18 protein-coding genes are annotated in these 14,829 nt (G+C 41.3%); 7 read left to right on the forward strand and 11 right to left on the reverse strand.

All coding sequences use genetic code 11. The features are described 5' to 3' along the window. Positions 1-13: 13 nt before the first annotated feature. Together sat and MKZ02_RS14520 are read right to left on the reverse strand one after the other, a co-directional pair. On the reverse strand, positions 14-1,159 hold the full coding sequence (sat, locus tag MKZ02_RS14515; RefSeq protein WP_120031168.1) for a sulfate adenylyltransferase: 1,146 nt from the start codon (positions 1,157-1,159) through the stop codon (positions 14-16). A gap of 60 nt (positions 1,160-1,219) precedes the next feature. Then, positions 1,220-1,927 carry a phosphoadenylyl-sulfate reductase gene (locus MKZ02_RS14520; RefSeq protein WP_120031166.1) on the reverse strand — a complete coding sequence of 236 codons (708 nt, stop codon included), beginning with the start codon at positions 1,925-1,927 and terminating at the stop codon, positions 1,220-1,222. Between the two features lie 180 nt (positions 1,928-2,107). Here MKZ02_RS14520 and MKZ02_RS14525 point away from each other — a divergent pair, with 180 nt between their 5' ends. The 3 genes from MKZ02_RS14525 (at position 2,108) to MKZ02_RS14535 (ending at position 4,869) form a co-directional block, all read left to right on the forward strand. Then, complete coding sequence (locus MKZ02_RS14525; protein ID WP_120037727.1) at positions 2,108-2,527, forward strand: pyridoxamine 5'-phosphate oxidase family protein; 420 nt, start codon at positions 2,108-2,110, stop codon at positions 2,525-2,527. Between the two features lie 232 nt (positions 2,528-2,759). Next, positions 2,760-2,936 carry a hypothetical protein gene (locus MKZ02_RS14530; protein WP_182916923.1) on the forward strand — a complete coding sequence of 59 codons (177 nt, stop codon included), beginning with the start codon at positions 2,760-2,762 and terminating at the stop codon, positions 2,934-2,936. Positions 2,937-3,243: 307 nt separating this feature from the next. Continuing rightward, positions 3,244-4,869 carry an ABC-F family ATP-binding cassette domain-containing protein gene (locus MKZ02_RS14535; RefSeq protein ID WP_120031164.1) on the forward strand — a complete coding sequence of 542 codons (1,626 nt, stop codon included), beginning with the start codon at positions 3,244-3,246 and terminating at the stop codon, positions 4,867-4,869. A 42-nt stretch (positions 4,870-4,911) separates the two neighbouring features. Here the strand turns inward: MKZ02_RS14535 and tatC are convergent, their stop codons facing one another. The 4 genes from tatC to MKZ02_RS14555 are packed head-to-tail and all read right to left on the reverse strand — an operon-like array spanning position 4,912 to position 8,401. Then, positions 4,912-5,676, reverse strand: coding sequence for a twin-arginine translocase subunit TatC (tatC, locus tag MKZ02_RS14540; RefSeq protein ID WP_120031162.1), 765 nt, complete (start codon positions 5,674-5,676; stop codon positions 4,912-4,914). A gap of 15 nt (positions 5,677-5,691) precedes the next feature. Continuing rightward, complete coding sequence (tatA, locus tag MKZ02_RS14545) at positions 5,692-5,889, reverse strand: twin-arginine translocase TatA/TatE family subunit (RefSeq protein ID WP_120031160.1); 198 nt, start codon at positions 5,887-5,889, stop codon at positions 5,692-5,694. A gap of 14 nt (positions 5,890-5,903) precedes the next feature. Further along, positions 5,904-7,616, reverse strand: coding sequence for a GMC family oxidoreductase (locus MKZ02_RS14550; RefSeq protein ID WP_340854203.1), 1,713 nt, complete (start codon positions 7,614-7,616; stop codon positions 5,904-5,906). A 14-nt stretch (positions 7,617-7,630) separates the two neighbouring features. After that, on the reverse strand, positions 7,631-8,401 hold the full coding sequence (locus tag MKZ02_RS14555) for a gluconate 2-dehydrogenase subunit 3 family protein (protein WP_182916922.1): 771 nt from the start codon (positions 8,399-8,401) through the stop codon (positions 7,631-7,633). A gap of 202 nt (positions 8,402-8,603) precedes the next feature. Here MKZ02_RS14555 and MKZ02_RS14560 point away from each other — a divergent pair, with 202 nt between their 5' ends. Continuing rightward, a complete protein-coding gene (locus tag MKZ02_RS14560; protein WP_340854205.1) occupies positions 8,604-9,083 on the forward strand; it encodes a hypothetical protein in 480 nt (159 codons plus the stop codon). Between the two features lie 44 nt (positions 9,084-9,127). Here the strand turns inward: MKZ02_RS14560 and MKZ02_RS14565 are convergent, their stop codons facing one another. Then, the gene (locus MKZ02_RS14565; protein ID WP_340854207.1) at positions 9,128-9,550 is read right to left on the reverse strand and encodes a DUF2935 domain-containing protein; all 423 of its coding nucleotides are present in this window, start codon (positions 9,548-9,550) and stop codon (positions 9,128-9,130) included. Positions 9,551-9,637: 87 nt separating this feature from the next. Here MKZ02_RS14565 and MKZ02_RS14570 point away from each other — a divergent pair, with 87 nt between their 5' ends. Further along, the gene (locus MKZ02_RS14570; RefSeq protein WP_340856409.1) at positions 9,638-10,504 is read left to right on the forward strand and encodes an MBL fold metallo-hydrolase; all 867 of its coding nucleotides are present in this window, start codon (positions 9,638-9,640) and stop codon (positions 10,502-10,504) included. 70 nt (positions 10,505-10,574) lie between these two features. Further along, the gene (locus tag MKZ02_RS14575) at positions 10,575-10,763 is read left to right on the forward strand and encodes a YozQ family protein (RefSeq protein ID WP_120031152.1); all 189 of its coding nucleotides are present in this window, start codon (positions 10,575-10,577) and stop codon (positions 10,761-10,763) included. Positions 10,764-10,786: 23 nt separating this feature from the next. On the opposite strand, the gene MKZ02_RS14580 is transcribed toward MKZ02_RS14575, so the two are convergent. Both MKZ02_RS14580 and MKZ02_RS14585 read right to left on the reverse strand, forming a co-directional pair. After that, positions 10,787-11,062 (reverse strand): GNAT family N-acetyltransferase, encoded by a 276-nt coding sequence (locus MKZ02_RS14580; protein WP_340854208.1) that lies wholly within the window; start codon positions 11,060-11,062, stop codon positions 10,787-10,789. A 30-nt stretch (positions 11,063-11,092) separates the two neighbouring features. Further along, the gene (locus MKZ02_RS14585; protein WP_340854209.1) at positions 11,093-12,820 is read right to left on the reverse strand and encodes a methyl-accepting chemotaxis protein; all 1,728 of its coding nucleotides are present in this window, start codon (positions 12,818-12,820) and stop codon (positions 11,093-11,095) included. A 410-nt stretch (positions 12,821-13,230) separates the two neighbouring features. Between MKZ02_RS14585 and trhA the strand changes: the two genes are divergently transcribed. After that, on the forward strand, positions 13,231-13,875 hold the full coding sequence (gene trhA, locus MKZ02_RS14590) for a PAQR family membrane homeostasis protein TrhA (RefSeq protein WP_340854210.1): 645 nt from the start codon (positions 13,231-13,233) through the stop codon (positions 13,873-13,875). Here trhA and MKZ02_RS14595 read toward each other — a convergent pair. Both MKZ02_RS14595 and MKZ02_RS14600 read right to left on the reverse strand, forming a co-directional pair. Then, positions 13,872-14,030, reverse strand: coding sequence for a hypothetical protein (locus MKZ02_RS14595; protein WP_340854211.1), 159 nt, complete (start codon positions 14,028-14,030; stop codon positions 13,872-13,874). The two genes, trhA and MKZ02_RS14595, sit on opposite strands and share 4 nt — an antisense overlap. A 197-nt stretch (positions 14,031-14,227) precedes the next feature. Then, the gene (locus tag MKZ02_RS14600; RefSeq protein WP_340854213.1) at positions 14,228-14,782 is read right to left on the reverse strand and encodes a helix-turn-helix domain-containing protein; all 555 of its coding nucleotides are present in this window, start codon (positions 14,780-14,782) and stop codon (positions 14,228-14,230) included. Positions 14,783-14,829: the final 47 nt, after the last annotated feature.

The raw sequence follows: 14,829 nt of genomic DNA on the forward strand, positions 1-14,829 counted from the left end.
TATACTCCTCCTGTTAAACAGTTTCTTTCTCACGCAGTCCACGGATTAACACTTCGATGACTTCTTTTCGGCTAAATGTGGATGGCGGCACTTCGCCGGCACGCAGCATTTCCCGCACCTTTGTACCAGATAAGATCACATGATGTTCTTTATCATGCGGACATGTCTTGGCTGAGGCCATGCTTTCACACTTTTTGCAGTAAAAGCTGTGTTCAAAAAAGAGCAGCGTGATTCCGATTTCCTCGGCTGAAAATTGGCTGAAAATCTTTTGTGCATCATACGTTCCATAGTAATCGCCGACTCCGGCATGATCGCGACCGACGATGAAGTGGGTGCAGCCGTAGTTTTTGCGCACGAGGGCATGAAAGACAGCTTCTCTTGGGCCGGCATAGCGCATAGCAGCGGGGAAAACAGCAAGTTTTACCCGATCTTGCGGATAATAATCCTTCAATAAAACCTGATAGCTTTCCATTCGTACATCCGCCGGAATGTCATCCGATTTCGTTTCCCCGACAAGTGGATTTAATAAAAGACCATCAACGATTTCAAGCGCAGTTTTCTGAATGTATTCATGGGCACGGTGGACAGGATTTCTCGTTTGAAAGCCAACGATGCGTTCCCAGCCTTTTTCTTTAAAAATCGCTCTCGTTTCAACAGGATCAAAATAAAATTCGCTAAACTGTTTTCGTTCAATCCGGCGAATTAACGTAATGGGCCCACCAATATATACAGATCCCCGTTCCAACAGTTTTTTCACTCCTGGATGAGCTGTATCAGTTGTCTTGTATACTTCTTGAGCCTCATGCTGCTGATCCGGCCGGAAAATCTCTTCAATGGTCAGCACTCCATATGGAACGCCGTTATGAACAAGCAGTACAGTCTCTTCTTCCTGAAGAGAAGCAGCCGTTTCCTCTGTGACAGGAAGAGTAATCGGCAAGCTCCAAACCGTTCCGTCTGCTAGACGAAGGCTAGAAACAACAGAATCATAATCTTTTTTTGTCAAAAACCCGATTAACGGGCTATACGCTCCTGTACCAATCAACTCCAAATCACTCAGAGCTGTTTGATCTAATTCAATCTCTTTATAAATGTTGGAAATGTCTAAATCAGGATGAAATAATTGAACTAACTTTCCGCCATGCGGCACGCTTTGAGTCATTGCGTATACCTCCCAAATTAATTAAACTTATAAAAATACTATGAATTAAGAGTAAAAAAATTAGCTTGTATGCAAGCCACATTCTGTTTTTCCAGTACCTGACCATCGTCCGGCACGCATATCCTCCAAGGAATACGCTGGTTTTGTGCAAGTCTCACATCCAATGCTTGGATATCCCTGATCATGAAGCCGGTTATAAGCAAGCTCATGTTTTGTTACATACCGCCAGACATCTTTCCATGTCCAGTGAATTAAAGGACATACTTTTATCTTTTTAAATTTGTGGTCTTGATTTAAGAAATTCGTATGTTTTCTCGTTTCCGACTGTTCTCTTCTCAGCCCTGAAATCCAGGCAATAGAAGGTGCCAGCGCCTTAGAAAGCGGGGCGATCTTCCGGATATTACAGCATTGGTTAGGGTTTGAACTCCAGAGGTCCGCCCCATACTGGGCAGCTTGTTCTTCAATCGTCAATTCAGGCTGCTGAAGATGAATGCGAAGAGCGGGATAATTTTTCTTTACCTCATCGATGACCTCATAAGTTTCTTTAAAATGATAGCCGGTATCTAAAAAGACAATTTCGGCATCCGGTTTTACTTTTGAAATTAAGTCAATAAGGACAATGCCTTCAATTCCGAAGCTGCACGCATATACAAGCTTTTCCCCATACTGCTCATATGCCCATTGAAGGGTTTCAAGCGCTCCTTTTGTTGCACTTTCTGCTGGAAACAGCGGCAATTCTGTTTCGTTCCACTGTTCATATTTAATCACTTTTAAACACCTACTTTACAGATAGGATTTTATGAATATAGATAATCTTATCAGAAAATTTTCTAAAGTCAAACCTTATTTTTAAGAAATTTACTTTTTTTATGAATGTCAACGAGGCGATGTTTATTTTTGTCAGACGAAGGAATAGTAAAAGAAGAAAGCATTGCAAAAGGAGATGGAATGATGGAACAGCTAAAAAAAGAAATTCTTGATGTATTGAAAGAAAATCAAACTGGTACGCTTGCCACAGTAAAAAACAACAAACCTCACACTCGTTACATGACATTTTATAATGATGATTTGACCCTTTATACACCGACAGGGAAAGACACATATAAAGTTGAAGAGATTGAACAAAATCCAAATGTTCACATTTTGATCGGTTATTCCGGAGAAGGAATGGGCGATGCATTTCTTGAAATTGAAGGCACCGCTAAGATAGATGATTCAGCCGAAACTAAAAAGCGGCTTTGGAACGAAGAGATTTCTCAATGGTTTAACGGGCCAGACGATCCTGAATACATTGTCCTTGCCATTACTCCAAATACGATTCGTTACATGAATAAAGGAAAAGATACTCCTCAAGTATTAGAATTGTAACAATATCGGCACCTTCCATGCGAGAAGGTGCTTCAGCTTGTTAAAAAGCAATGAATAGTTCATTGCCTGCCTCATAGGGAAAACTACACTCCTCCCTTCCCTCATTCAACCCAGGAAAAGATTTGTCTGCGTTTTCCGCCTAAAAATCCGCCTTGATTAGATTAGGTAGATAAGCAAATGGGTATACTACAGAAAAGTCTGTTTATTTACCATCTTTGAAAGGAGGAATTTGATGACTCACAGACGAGTTTGTACAGAATGCAATGGTCTAGGTAGAGTTCCTCTTGTCAGAGGATTCCTCGTCAGCAAAATATGCAAGCATTGTCATGGTGTTGGAAACCACTTGGCTTTTCGCTTTCAGGACCCTTTTCTTGGCAGCGAGTTTGGCCAAGAATTTACTTATAAATAAAGAGAGGTTATCCGCGTGAAAGAACAGGATATCATTTTATATGAGGAGAAAAGATATCAGATTTTACGGATTGATCCGGCTGGATATTGTGACATTATGCGACTTTCCCCTCCACACCAGGTAGAGCTGACTCACATTAAACATTTAAAGCACTGCCCTATTATTTCTCAATCCTAAGAACCAGACAGAAGAACAACTCTGCAGGTTCTTTTTTTGTTTGCATTCTCCCGTTGAGAAGGACTCTCCCTTTTCCCTCTATAAGATGGTATAATCGATACGATTATGAATAAATGGAGGAAGAATACTATTGATTACTGTACAGGATGTCAGCTTACGCTTCGGCGATAAGAAGTTATTTGAAGACATTAACATTAAATTTACCCCGGGGAATTGCTACGGGTTAATCGGTGCAAATGGAGCCGGCAAATCCACTTTCCTAAAAGTTTTATCCGGTGACCTTGAGTCCCAAACTGGACATGTTTCCATGACTCCTGGCGCACGTATGGCTGTGCTGAAACAGAACCACTTCGAATATGAGGAAGAGGAAGTCTTAAAAACGGTCATTATGGGCCATGCCCGCTTATATGAAGTGATGCAAGAGAAGGATGCCATTTACATGAAAGCCGATTTTACAGATGAAGACGGGATGAAAGCGGCCGAACTCGAAGGAGAATTCGCTGAACTAAATGGGTGGGAAGCGGAGTCTGAAGCAGCTATCCTATTAAAAGGGCTCGGCGTTCCAGAAGACCTTCATACGAAAAAAATGGCTGAATTAACCGGATCTGAAAAAGTGAAGGTATTGCTTGCACAAGCCCTCTTTGGCAAACCGGATGTCCTGCTTCTTGACGAACCGACCAACCACTTGGATATTCAGGCAATTCAATGGTTGGAAGAATTCTTAATTAACTTTGAAAACACAGTTATCGTTGTTTCACATGACCGGCACTTCTTAAATAAAGTATGTACACATATTGCTGACTTGGATTTCGGTAAAATCCAACTTTATGTCGGAAACTACGACTTCTGGTATGAGTCCAGCCAACTGGCTGCAAAAATGGCCCAGGATGCGAATAAAAAGAAAGAAGAAAAGATCAAAGAACTTCAGGCATTTATTGCCCGTTTTAGCGCCAATGCATCAAAATCTAAACAGGCCACTTCCCGGAAAAAATTGCTTGATAAGATTACACTTGATGATATCCAGCCTTCCTCCCGTAAATATCCGTACGTTCATTTTAAGCCGGAACGTGAAATTGGTAATGACTTGTTGCGTGTCGAAGGTTTAACAAAAACAATCGACGGTGTAAAAGTGCTTGATAATATCAGTTTTATTATGAATAAAGATGATAAAATTGCCCTTGTCGGTACAAATGAATTAGCGAAAACGACCTTATTTAAAATTTTAGCTGGCGAAATGGAGCCGGACAGCGGAACATATAAATGGGGAGTAACAACGAGCCAGTCGTATTTTCCGAAGGACAACAGCAAGTACTTCGATGAATCTAATTTAACACTTGTTGAATGGCTTCGTCAGTTTTCACCTGAAGATGAAAGCGAAAGCTTCTTACGCGGATTCTTAGGCCGCATGCTCTTCTCCGGAGAAGAAGCATTGAAAAAAGCCAGCGTATTGTCAGGTGGAGAAAAAGTCCGCTGCATGCTGTCGAAAATGATGTTGTCTGGCGCTAACGTGCTGCTTCTTGACGAGCCGACCAACCATTTAGATCTTGAATCCATCACTGCTCTAAACAATGGATTAACAAGCTTTAAAGGATCAATGATCTTTGCCTCTCATGACCATCAGTTTATTCAGACGATCGCTAACCGAGTGATGGATCTCACACCGAGCGGCTTGATCGACAAGCAAATGACTTATGACGAGTACTTAGAAAATACAGACTTGCAAAAGCAAGTAAAGGAAATGTATCAAGTTTCTTAATTTCAAACAAAAAGCCGGAAGCTCCCCGCTTCCGGCTTTTTGTTATTCAATAGGTACTCTAACTTTTTTATTATTCACCCATTTCTCTGTGAAGCTTGATAATAGAATCCCTGCCTCGTAGAGCAAAATAAGTGGAATGAGAACGATGAGCTGAGAAAGAAAATCAGGCGGTGTAATCAAAGCAGACAGCACAGCCAAAAGAAGTATCGCATACTTTCTCGCCTTTTTTAACTTTAATGGTGTAACCAACTGAACTGCCGTTAAAAACATGAGCAAAAGCGGCACTTCAAATAAGATGCCCATCGGTACAGTTGTCATAGTCAAAAAGTGAAAGTACTCTTTAGCGGTCACCATCATTTCAAAGTTTTTTGCTCCAAGTCCCATTAGAAAGCGATACACCGTTGGAAATATAACATAAAAGCCAAATGCAATCCCTGCCACGAAGCTCCCTAAAACCGCTGGAAGAAACAATAGAGCCATTTTGCTCTCCTGCTTTGTTAGAGCCGGACGCGAAAAAATCCAGAATTGGAAAGCAATAAAAGGGGCTGATAAGCCCAATGCCAAGATTAAGCCGATTCCAGCATAAAGCCTAATCACTTCCAACGGCCCAAGCATGATTAATTCATGTTCATGAGACAAAAAAGGAATGATCCTATGCATGACTAACAGCAGGCCAGCGAAGACAAACAGTACACAACCGACAGAGTTTAAAACAACCTTCCTTAAATCGGTTAAATGCTCGACCAGTGTTTGCTCTTGTTCTGATACAGTCAGAGAAGCTTTTTCAGAGGTTTTCAGTTCTCCCATCCTCTTCCCCTCCTGTTATGCTTTTGGGATTTGATCATCCTTCTTGCTTTTCTCATTATCTTCTTCCATTAATTTATTGGCTCCGCGTTTAAACTCTGATAGCGTCTGTCCAAAAGCAGAACCGATTTCTGGCAATTTCTTGGGGCCGAAAATAATAAGTGTGATAACTAAGATAATAATCAGCCCCGGTATACCGATATTAGCAATACCCATCGTTTTCTCTCCTTTTATACAAGACTGCCGCCTTGTTTGCTGTATTTCATCATTCCTTCTGCTGCACGATAGGCTAAAGCTCCCACTGTTCCGGTAGGATTGTAGCCACTGTTATGCGGAAAAGCAGAAGAACCAATAACAAATACATTTTCGGCGTCCCACATTTGCAAATAGGTGTTCACTGCTGATGTAGCCGGATCAGCCCCCATAATGACCCCTCCGGTATTATGGGTCGTTTGATAAGGGACAATATTATACTTTTCAGCAGACTTCACCGTAATAACATGATCAGCCCCCATTTCTTTCATAATCTCGCTGCTTCTCTCTCCGACAAACTTAAATAAATTTTTATCCTGCTCGGTGAAATCATAAGTTAACCTTAAAAGCGGTTCACCATAGGCATCTTTATAGGTCGGATCAAGATCCATGTAATTGCGGCGAAACGGCATTGAGGCTCCTTGAGCACCGATATTTAACACACGATTATAATAGTGAATCGACTTTTCCTTAAATTCTTTCCCCCATGTTGGTGTATCTGGCGGAACAGGATTATTCTGAATCGGGCGCAAACCTGTCTGGGTAATAGAGACACTCCCTCCATGAATAAAGTTCAGATCAGAGTGGTCAAAGTTATCTCCGTTATAATCATCAATGGTTGCTCCGAGTGCTCCTGCCCCCATAAATGTATTAAATCGCTCCTTTTCAAAAAAACCGACAGATCCTGGCAGTATTTGATAACAATAGTTCTTGCCAATGACACCCGTTCCGGTGTTCGGATCGTATGGTTTGCCTAGCTTGGAAGTCAGCAGCAGCTTTGCATTGTTCATTACATAACTTGTTACAGCTATCATCTCAGCCGGCTGCTCAAACTCTTCTCCTGTTAATACATCTACGTAACGGACCCCTGTTGCTTTTTTGCCGTCATGTAAGATCCGAGTTACGTTTGACTGGGTGCGAAGCTCAAAATTTCCGGTCTTTTCTGCTGTAGGGATAACCGTTACATTCGGGCTTGTTTTTGCTCCATATTCACAGCCAAATCGTTCACAAAATCCGCAATATTGGCAAGCGTTAATCTGTTCGCCATCAGGGTTTTTATAAGGCTCGCTCAAATTAGCTGACGGCATATGATAAGGATGAAGCCCCAACCTTTTAGAAGCTTCTTTAAATCGTTTGGTAATCACAGTTTCTTTCATAGGCGGAGTTGGGTAAGCGTTGGACCGTTGACCGCCAAGCGGATTTTTTTCTCCACTTACACCGATTGTTTTTTCAAATTTATCAAAATAAGGCTCCAGCTGATCATAGGTAATGCCCCAGTCCTGTATGAGATAATCCGCTCCGATTTTATTCTTGCCGTATTTTTTCTCAGTCAATGTTCGGATCTCAAAATCATAAGGCAAAAACCGGAAATTTTGTCCATTCCAATGGACCCCAGCTCCCCCAAGTCCCTCCCCGATTAAAAAAGAACCGAGCTGTCGCATAGGAAGTGCGCGTTCCTTCGGGGCATTTCGGAAAGTAATCGTTTCTTTTGAAGTATCCTGCATAAGTTCATAGCGGATAGCATAACGATATTCATCATGAATCATTAAGAAATCTTTTGTCGAGCGCGAAGCTCCTCGTTCCAGTCCTACTACCTTGAGTCCCTGTTTGGCAAGCTCAGCAGCAACAATGCCTCCTGTCCAGCCAACGCCAATGGTTACTACGTCTACTTTAGGCAATTTCTTTGCCATTGAGAATCCCCCTTTTATTGGTGAAATGCGTGCAAGCTCTGCGGCTTGATTTTCTTAAATTCTTTTGCTTCAATCTGTGAAAGATAGCTTGCCTGGTGGCCAGGAAAGTTTTTCATTTTCCAGCCTTCCATATTGGCATTGCCTCCGTATACTGGGTCCGAATAAGCTCCTTCAAGGACAGCTGACCGAAGAAGGCTGAAGAAAGTAGCCGAATCCGTTCCTTTTAATTTCACTTTTCCTTGTTCAAATTGTGAAAGAATGGCATCTTGTTGTTCTCCATCCAATTCGTCAAACTTTTTTTTGTAGTTGGTTTGACTCAATTCTTTCATCATACGGATTCCTTCGTTAAATATTTGATTGCGCTTTAACGGAGACTGGTAACCTTGCGTTTCTGTTCCTGGGAAAAAAGGTCCCTGCATATATTCCCTCGTGTTGTTCCCATAATTTCCTGCGAGTTGATGGTCGATATAGTAAGGCACCCCTAACCCAATAGCTCCCGGGCCATTTTTATCCTCTGGGAAGATTCTCTCGGTCGCCGCACTCAATACTTGAAAGTCTTCTCGATCGGTAAAATAAATAAGCGCTCGATTGCTATTCTGCTGTTCATTGCCCGATTGATTATGGCCAGCTTGATGTTCATTCTCTGTCTTCTCCTGCTGATCTACATTTGCACCGATCAACGCTCCAATCAAGCCTCCGCCAATTGCGGCTCCTCCTGCGATCAGTCCTGAATTTCTAATAAACCGTCTTCTCGTCATGGTCATTTGTTCATCTTTATCTGCCATTTTCATCTTCCTTTCAATTATGCAAATAAGAACATGCTATCGCCTTAATGTCCCATGATTTCCAAATTTTTTAATGAATAAACAGATAATGAACACATAAATAGGAAAAAGTATGAAATATATGAAAAAATTTGTGGTTTATGGTTAGTTATTAGAGGTAAACGACTAGAAGACAACGAGAGTTTTTCACAAAGGAGGGTGTATGTTTACATTTCACGATATGATCACCTTCGCTTGGGCGTTTTTCATTACGCTCCCGCTTACGTTGATTATTCATACAGGCGGGCATGTATTTTTCGCCTGGCTGTTTGGCAGCTCTGCAAAATTGACAGTCGGGAGAGGAAAGGTGATTTTTTCATTAAAAAGAGTAGAAGTGCGGAAGTTTTACTTTGTCGATGCGGCTTGTTATTACGGGAAATTAAAAAAGGAGAAGCGTTGGAAGCATGCACTAATCTATGCAGGCGGACCGCTCTTCAACGCATTATCTATCATACCGATTAACGGCCTCATTCATATGGGGTACTTGCCGAAGCATCTATTTTTTTATCAGTTCGTCTATTTCTCCCTGTATCTTATTTTTTTCTCGGTTATTCCGATCGATTATGGAGAAGAAAATCCAAGTGACGGCAAAGCGATTTATGATGTCTTAAAACATGGGAAAGTATATAAAGAATTTTACTAAAAAAACAGCCTGAGATTGTATAAATCGCAGGCTGTTTTTAGTTTCTATGCTGATAATAAAGCTCTGGCAATGCCAATGAAGTACTCTGACTCACGAATAATATGATTTAATACGGTTACAGCGACAGGATTATCCTGAACCGCTTTGCTATTCTCTTTAATCTGCTGGCAAAGTCCAATAAAGTCTAGGCTTTGCTTTAAACAAAATTCAGTGAGCATCATCACTTCCTGATGAAGAGCAGCAGGGATATAATTTCCAGAGCGGGACACCGCTTCAATAAATTGAACAACCTTTTGGTGTGTAGTCGCCAGAGCATTTTCCCATTCCTTTAATGCGTCCACATACTTTTTTTCAAGGTTAGGCAGGATTTCTCTAATAACAACTGTATGCTCTTCTTCCTGATGCTTCCAAAACTCAGCTTCATCTAAGATTCGGAGCGGCATTTGCGGTCCGTAGTAAAATTGCATTCTTTTCCCCCCTGTTATTTCTCTCATAACAGCATATGAGGGAAAGACAAGCATTATGTTTCCTTAAGCGTTTTTCACTTCTTGATTATGGATATAGTAACAGTGACCATAAATGGAGGAGGAGAAGATTTGGAAAATAAATTTATCCCTGCAACTTCTGTCAACAGCGGCCGAGTGGTAGCTATTCAGCCGGATATTCATATGTATACTGTACAAATTGTTAATCTCTTCTTTGTAGGTGTAAAAAATGACTGGGTGCTCGTTGATGCAGGTATGCCCCGTTCTGCTGATGACGTCCTTGAGCAAACAGAGAAATTATTTGGCGAGGGAGCCAAACCAAAAGCAATTGTTTTAACCCATGGCCATTTCGATCATGTTGGTGCGCTGGAAGAGCTGGTTCAACGCTGGGATGTGCCTGTATATGCGCATGAAATGGAGCTTCCTTATTTAACAGGGAAAAGAGATTATCCAAAGCCCGATGCAACAGTTGAAGGCGGACTGGTCGCCAAAATGTCACCCATGTTTCCGACAGAAGCGATTAATATCAGCGGGAAGGTCCAGGCATTGCCTACAGATGGGACGGTGCCACCTATGCCAGGCTGGCGCTGGATTCATACGCCAGGACACTCTCCGGGGCATATTTCCCTATTCCGCCCGGCAGACCGCGTGCTCATTGCAGGTGACGCGTTTGTGACAGTCAAACAGGATGCCCTGTATAATGTGCTGACTCAGAAGAAGGAATTCCAGGGCCCGCCGCGCTATTTAACGACGGACTGGACTGCTGCAAAAGCTTCTGTTGTTCGGCTAGCAGAACTGCAGCCGTCTATTGCTGTAACGGGGCATGGAGAAGAATCGAACGGAGAGGAACTAAGAGAAGGTCTCGCCTATTTAATTGATCATTTTGAGGAGATTGCTGTTCCTGATTACGGACGCTACGTTGATGACAATAATTAAAAAGCCGACTGAATAATTCACCGTTCCTGCTCATACACTAAGCAGACAACTGAGCGAAAGGAGCAGAACGATGAAAAAGAAAAATGAAACAGGACCTGCAGGAAAAACATTTGAATTTAATCATTACCAAAGCGCTGACGAAACAGAAAAAGGCTTTGCTGTTACCCATGAACAAGTAACCGATACGTATACAGAAGGAACGATAGAAGGAAGAATTGATCAACTCGATCAAGCGATAAAAGATTTTCCGAAACAATAAAAAAAGGCCTATTGGGCCTTTTTTTATTGTTTCACTAAGATATCTTTATACTTGCTCTCTTCCTCCATCTTTGCTTTCGCATACGAACAAGTTGGGAGAATCTTTTTATCCTGCTCGCGAGCATACTGAACAGCTTCCTCGATAAGCTCGCTCCCTATCCCTTGTCCACGGAGTTCGTCTGCTACATATGTGTGATTCACTTCAATTTGTCCATCACCCGCAGGCACATAGGACATCTCAGCTAACAACTCTCCGTCTTTCTCAACAAAAAACCGTCCGTTTTCATGTTTTACGTGCATAATTGTCCACTCCTCAACAAAGTTATCTATTTATAGATCAAATCGATGAACCGCTGATTCAAGCTGATGGGACAGTTCTGTCAATTGCTGTGCTGACTCGTTCATCCTTCTCATTAATTCCCTTTGTTCCTCTGAGGCAAACACAGCTTGCTGGGTTTGCTCCACGTTATTTTTGGAAACCTGAGCGACATGTTCCATTGAGGCAAGCACTTCTTCTGTTCCAGCCGACATTTCTTCTGTCACTGCTGAGACTTCATGAATATCCTTATTTACTTCTCTTATAGAATCCTTAATTTGCTGAAGCGAATGTTCCACTTTTAAGACCGCCTCTGTGCTCGTCTCTGCTTTCTTTGTGCTGATCTTTGTGTTTTCTATCACTCTGGCTGTCACCAGTTCAAAATTATGCAGCATATCGGAGATCTGGCCGGCAGAGGCTTTTGATTCTTCTGCTAGCTTTCTTACTTCGTCAGCTACTACCGCAAATCCTTTTCCTGCTTCTCCTGCCCTTGCCGCTTCAATAGCGGCATTGAGAGCCAACAAGTTGGTCTGATCCGTAATGGACGTAATTACTTCTACAATTTTCCCTACTTCTTTAAACATCACACCAAGCTCAACTACTTCTTTATTTGTATCTAAAATCGACCGTGCTGCTTCTTCAATTTCAGATACCGCTGCATTTGTCTGTGTGTAGCTTGCTTCCGTCAGCTCTGTCACCCCACTGCTCGCTTCAGCGATTGAGGAAGCTGATTCAGCAATCCGTTGAACACCGACAGCCATTTCTTCTATGGCTTTCACAGCTTCCCTATTGTTTTGCATTTGCCGTTCGCTGCCAAGAGAAATCTCTTGAATGCTTCTGATAATTTCTTCGCTTGATTTCTGGGCGGATTGATTATCTTCTGCTAGCTGTTCAGCCGCCTGCGTTAATGAATCAGATGATGAGCGAATCGAAGTAATCATGGTCGTTAACTGAGAGACTGCCGATTGGAAATTTGAAGTAAACTGTTTAATTTCATCTTTTCGATTTGAATGGATGGCCTCTATCCGTTGGAGAGATTGTCCAATACGTCCTGCAGCCAATTCATCCAAGCCCCTGTTCATGCCGGACAGCGGTTTCAATGTACGGTTAATGAACATGTAAACAATCGTACAGGACAGCAGGATAATAACTAAAAACAGACCGATGATCAACGGGAGGCTTTTCTTTAAAATTTCTCCTTCAATGCTATCAATTTGTTTAGCTGAAATGTCGAGGCCCAGCATACTGATGACCTCACCATTTTCATTCTTAATTGGTATCATAATTGACATATACTTGCCGTACTGTTCATCATTAATAATGTCTGTGTAGCGTTTTTCCCCTTGAAATACAGCTTCAACATCCTTTATGGGCATCGCTAGCTCTTCACCGATTTTGGTGGAATACTCATCTTCTCGAGACATGCCATCAATGAGCATTTCCGCCTTTCCCTCATTCAATGTGAAAGTATATAAATACATCGCTCCTATATGTTCTCTTACCTGATTTAATTGACGACGGATCTCCCAATAATTTTCGCTTTCTGAAGGCTGCAATAAAAATTCTTCATATTTATCTAGATCTATAAATTTAACAGCGTTCTCAGCAGATTGAATTCCCTGCGCACCAACCGTCTTCTCTGCGGAAGAACTGGTGTTAATATAGGCTAGTACGATCGTAGCAGCAAATATAAAGAGCAAAATCACCAGCATTGTTAAAGTTAACCTTCTTGCTATTGTCATAATCCAGACCTTCCTTTCCACTTTTTCAAAACCTCTAATATCTCTTTAGACCTACATCGAACTAGATCTCTCTTCCTGGTATTTTCTATTCAAATATGAATAAATTATTCCAATATGCATAAATATACTCATTATGTATGATCCTGCTTTTAGTCTATATAATGGTAACACTCGATCAAAAACTATTCCAATCCTTTTTGGGCGATGTTTTATCATTCATAACTTATACTATTTCCCCCCTCGCTCCTTCATGGTTATTTATTAATAAATTTGCAATTTATATGCCAATAAAAGCCTCCTAGCTATTATCGATAAAATCTTCCTTTTTTTGACACGATACGTCAAAAATGATTGGAACTGAATTTATATGGTACACTTGAATTATATTGTTTTAAAAGGAGGGTTCTTCTATGGCAAATACTCATACATTTTCAAAAGGAGAGGAGATTGCCAATTCGATTACTCATGGAATTGGTGCTTTGCTCAGCGTGGCTGCGCTCATCCTTCTTATTGTTTACTCCTCTGTATACGGGACAGTTTGGCACGTGATCAGTTTTACAATTTTTGGCGTAACGATGCTTGTATTGTATATATCCTCTACACTCGTGCATAGCTTCCCAGAGGGCAAGGCCAAAAATTTATTTGAAATTTTCGATCACTCTTCGATTTACTTTTTCATCGCGGGCACCTACACTCCCTTTTTATTTCTAGCTGTAAAGGGATCGCTCGGCTGGACATTGTTCGGTGTTGTTTGGGGACTTGCTCTGTGCGGAACAGTATTTAAATGCTTCTTCGTTAAAAAGTTTTTAAATACTTCCACGTTTCTTTATGTAGTGATGGGCTGGCTCATTGTATTTGCATGGGATGCGCTCGTTCAGAACCTCTCCGCCGGCAGTCTTGCCCTTTTAGTCACAGGGGGAATTCTATACACACTCGGCGCCGTGTTTTATGTATGGAGAGGATTTAAATACCACCACATGGTCTGGCATCTGTTCGTTCTTGCCGGCAGCGTGACTCACTTTTTCTCAGTATTTTACTTGCTTCCATCAAATTAAAAATCGCCTATTAGGGCGATTTTTTGCTTCACTTTTACTTTTTCTTCAAACTGCTCTCTCGTCCTATCATCATATTCAAGAGATCCTAGCTCTGCATACTTTTTTAAATCTTTTGGAGCATGAATGGCAATCCTGCCTTTTTCATTATTATTCACTTTACATGATATATCTACTTTCCATCCTTCTTCTCTATCTTTAACTTTTACAATAAAAAAAGGCGGCGTCTCCTCCGTTACTACTTCTTACAGATTGACTTTTGTCCAGAGTCTATCTCAGAGCATGCTGACACAAACAGCAGAACCTTGTGTACGCCCTTCATTTACAAAAGCTTCCCTTCGGTACTTTCCCTCAGCTATTCTTGATAATAGATAATAACAAAAAAGGAAGTCTTTTTCTGAGAAAAGTTTTTGTACGTATGCTCTTGGTGAGCCTGAAAGCTCAAGGCCTCTCCTTTACTTAACGTAAACTCCCGGCCCTGTATTTCAATTGTCAATTCTCCCTCACTTATTAAAATAAATTCCTCACTGTTTTTTGTATGCACGTCGGAGAAGTGGCTTCCTCCTGGTTCAATTTCAACCGAGTAAATTTCAAACTTTTTCTGGGGGTGATAAGGAAAAAGCGGATAAACCAAATAGTTTCCTTCATCGTCAATTAATGCTTGCAGCTCTTCTTTCTTTACTTGGGTGATATGCGTCTTTTCCTCTTTCATGAATGCAGAAAAAGAAACATTCAAGCCGTTCGCTATTTTCCAAAGCGTCGTAACTGTTGGATTGGTTTTCCCTCTTTCTATTTGTCCAAGCATTGCTTTACTGACACCTGTTAATTCAGCTGTTTTATCTAGACTCAATCCTCTGCCCTTACGGATTGCAAATAAATTCTTTCCTATTAATTCCTGTAAAGACTCCATCATCATCCTCCCGTTATTTATGATTGAACATTATAACATACAAATGT

This window comes from Pseudobacillus sp. FSL P4-0506, from assembly GCF_038003025.1.
Lineage (GTDB): Bacteria > Bacillota > Bacilli > Bacillales > Domibacillaceae > Pseudobacillus.

Bases quoted from the DNA above. Each gene is read 5' to 3' on its own strand.
- tatA (WP_120031160.1), bottom strand. From the start codon at position 5,889: ATGGGTATTGCTAATATCGGTATACCGGGGCTGATTATTATCTTAGTT.
- MKZ02_RS14550 (WP_340854203.1), bottom strand. From the start codon at position 7,616: ATGGCAAAGAAATTGCCTAAAGTAGACGTAGTAACCATTGGCGTTGGC.
- MKZ02_RS14560 (WP_340854205.1), top strand. From the start codon at position 8,604: ATGTTTACATTTCACGATATGATCACCTTCGCTTGGGCGTTTTTCATT.
- MKZ02_RS14555 (WP_182916922.1), bottom strand. From the start codon at position 8,401: ATGGCAGATAAAGATGAACAAATGACCATGACGAGAAGACGGTTTATT.
- MKZ02_RS14580 (WP_340854208.1), bottom strand. From the start codon at position 11,062: ATGCACGTAAAACATGAAAACGGACGGTTTTTTGTTGAGAAAGACGGA.
- MKZ02_RS14570 (WP_340856409.1), top strand. From the start codon at position 9,638: ATGGATATAGTAACAGTGACCATAAATGGAGGAGGAGAAGATTTGGAA.
- trhA (WP_340854210.1), top strand. From the start codon at position 13,231: ATGGCAAATACTCATACATTTTCAAAAGGAGAGGAGATTGCCAATTCG.
- MKZ02_RS14600 (WP_340854213.1), bottom strand. From the start codon at position 14,782: ATGGAGTCTTTACAGGAATTAATAGGAAAGAATTTATTTGCAATCCGT.
- MKZ02_RS14565 (WP_340854207.1), bottom strand. From the start codon at position 9,550: ATGCAATTTTACTACGGACCGCAAATGCCGCTCCGAATCTTAGATGAA.
- MKZ02_RS14525 (WP_120037727.1), top strand. From the start codon at position 2,108: ATGATGGAACAGCTAAAAAAAGAAATTCTTGATGTATTGAAAGAAAAT.
- MKZ02_RS14575 (WP_120031152.1), top strand. From the start codon at position 10,575: ATGAAAAAGAAAAATGAAACAGGACCTGCAGGAAAAACATTTGAATTT.
- sat (WP_120031168.1), bottom strand. From the start codon at position 1,159: ATGACTCAAAGCGTGCCGCATGGCGGAAAGTTAGTTCAATTATTTCAT.
- MKZ02_RS14585 (WP_340854209.1), bottom strand. From the start codon at position 12,820: ATGACAATAGCAAGAAGGTTAACTTTAACAATGCTGGTGATTTTGCTC.
- MKZ02_RS14530 (WP_182916923.1), top strand. From the start codon at position 2,760: ATGACTCACAGACGAGTTTGTACAGAATGCAATGGTCTAGGTAGAGTT.
- tatC (WP_120031162.1), bottom strand. From the start codon at position 5,676: ATGGGAGAACTGAAAACCTCTGAAAAAGCTTCTCTGACTGTATCAGAA.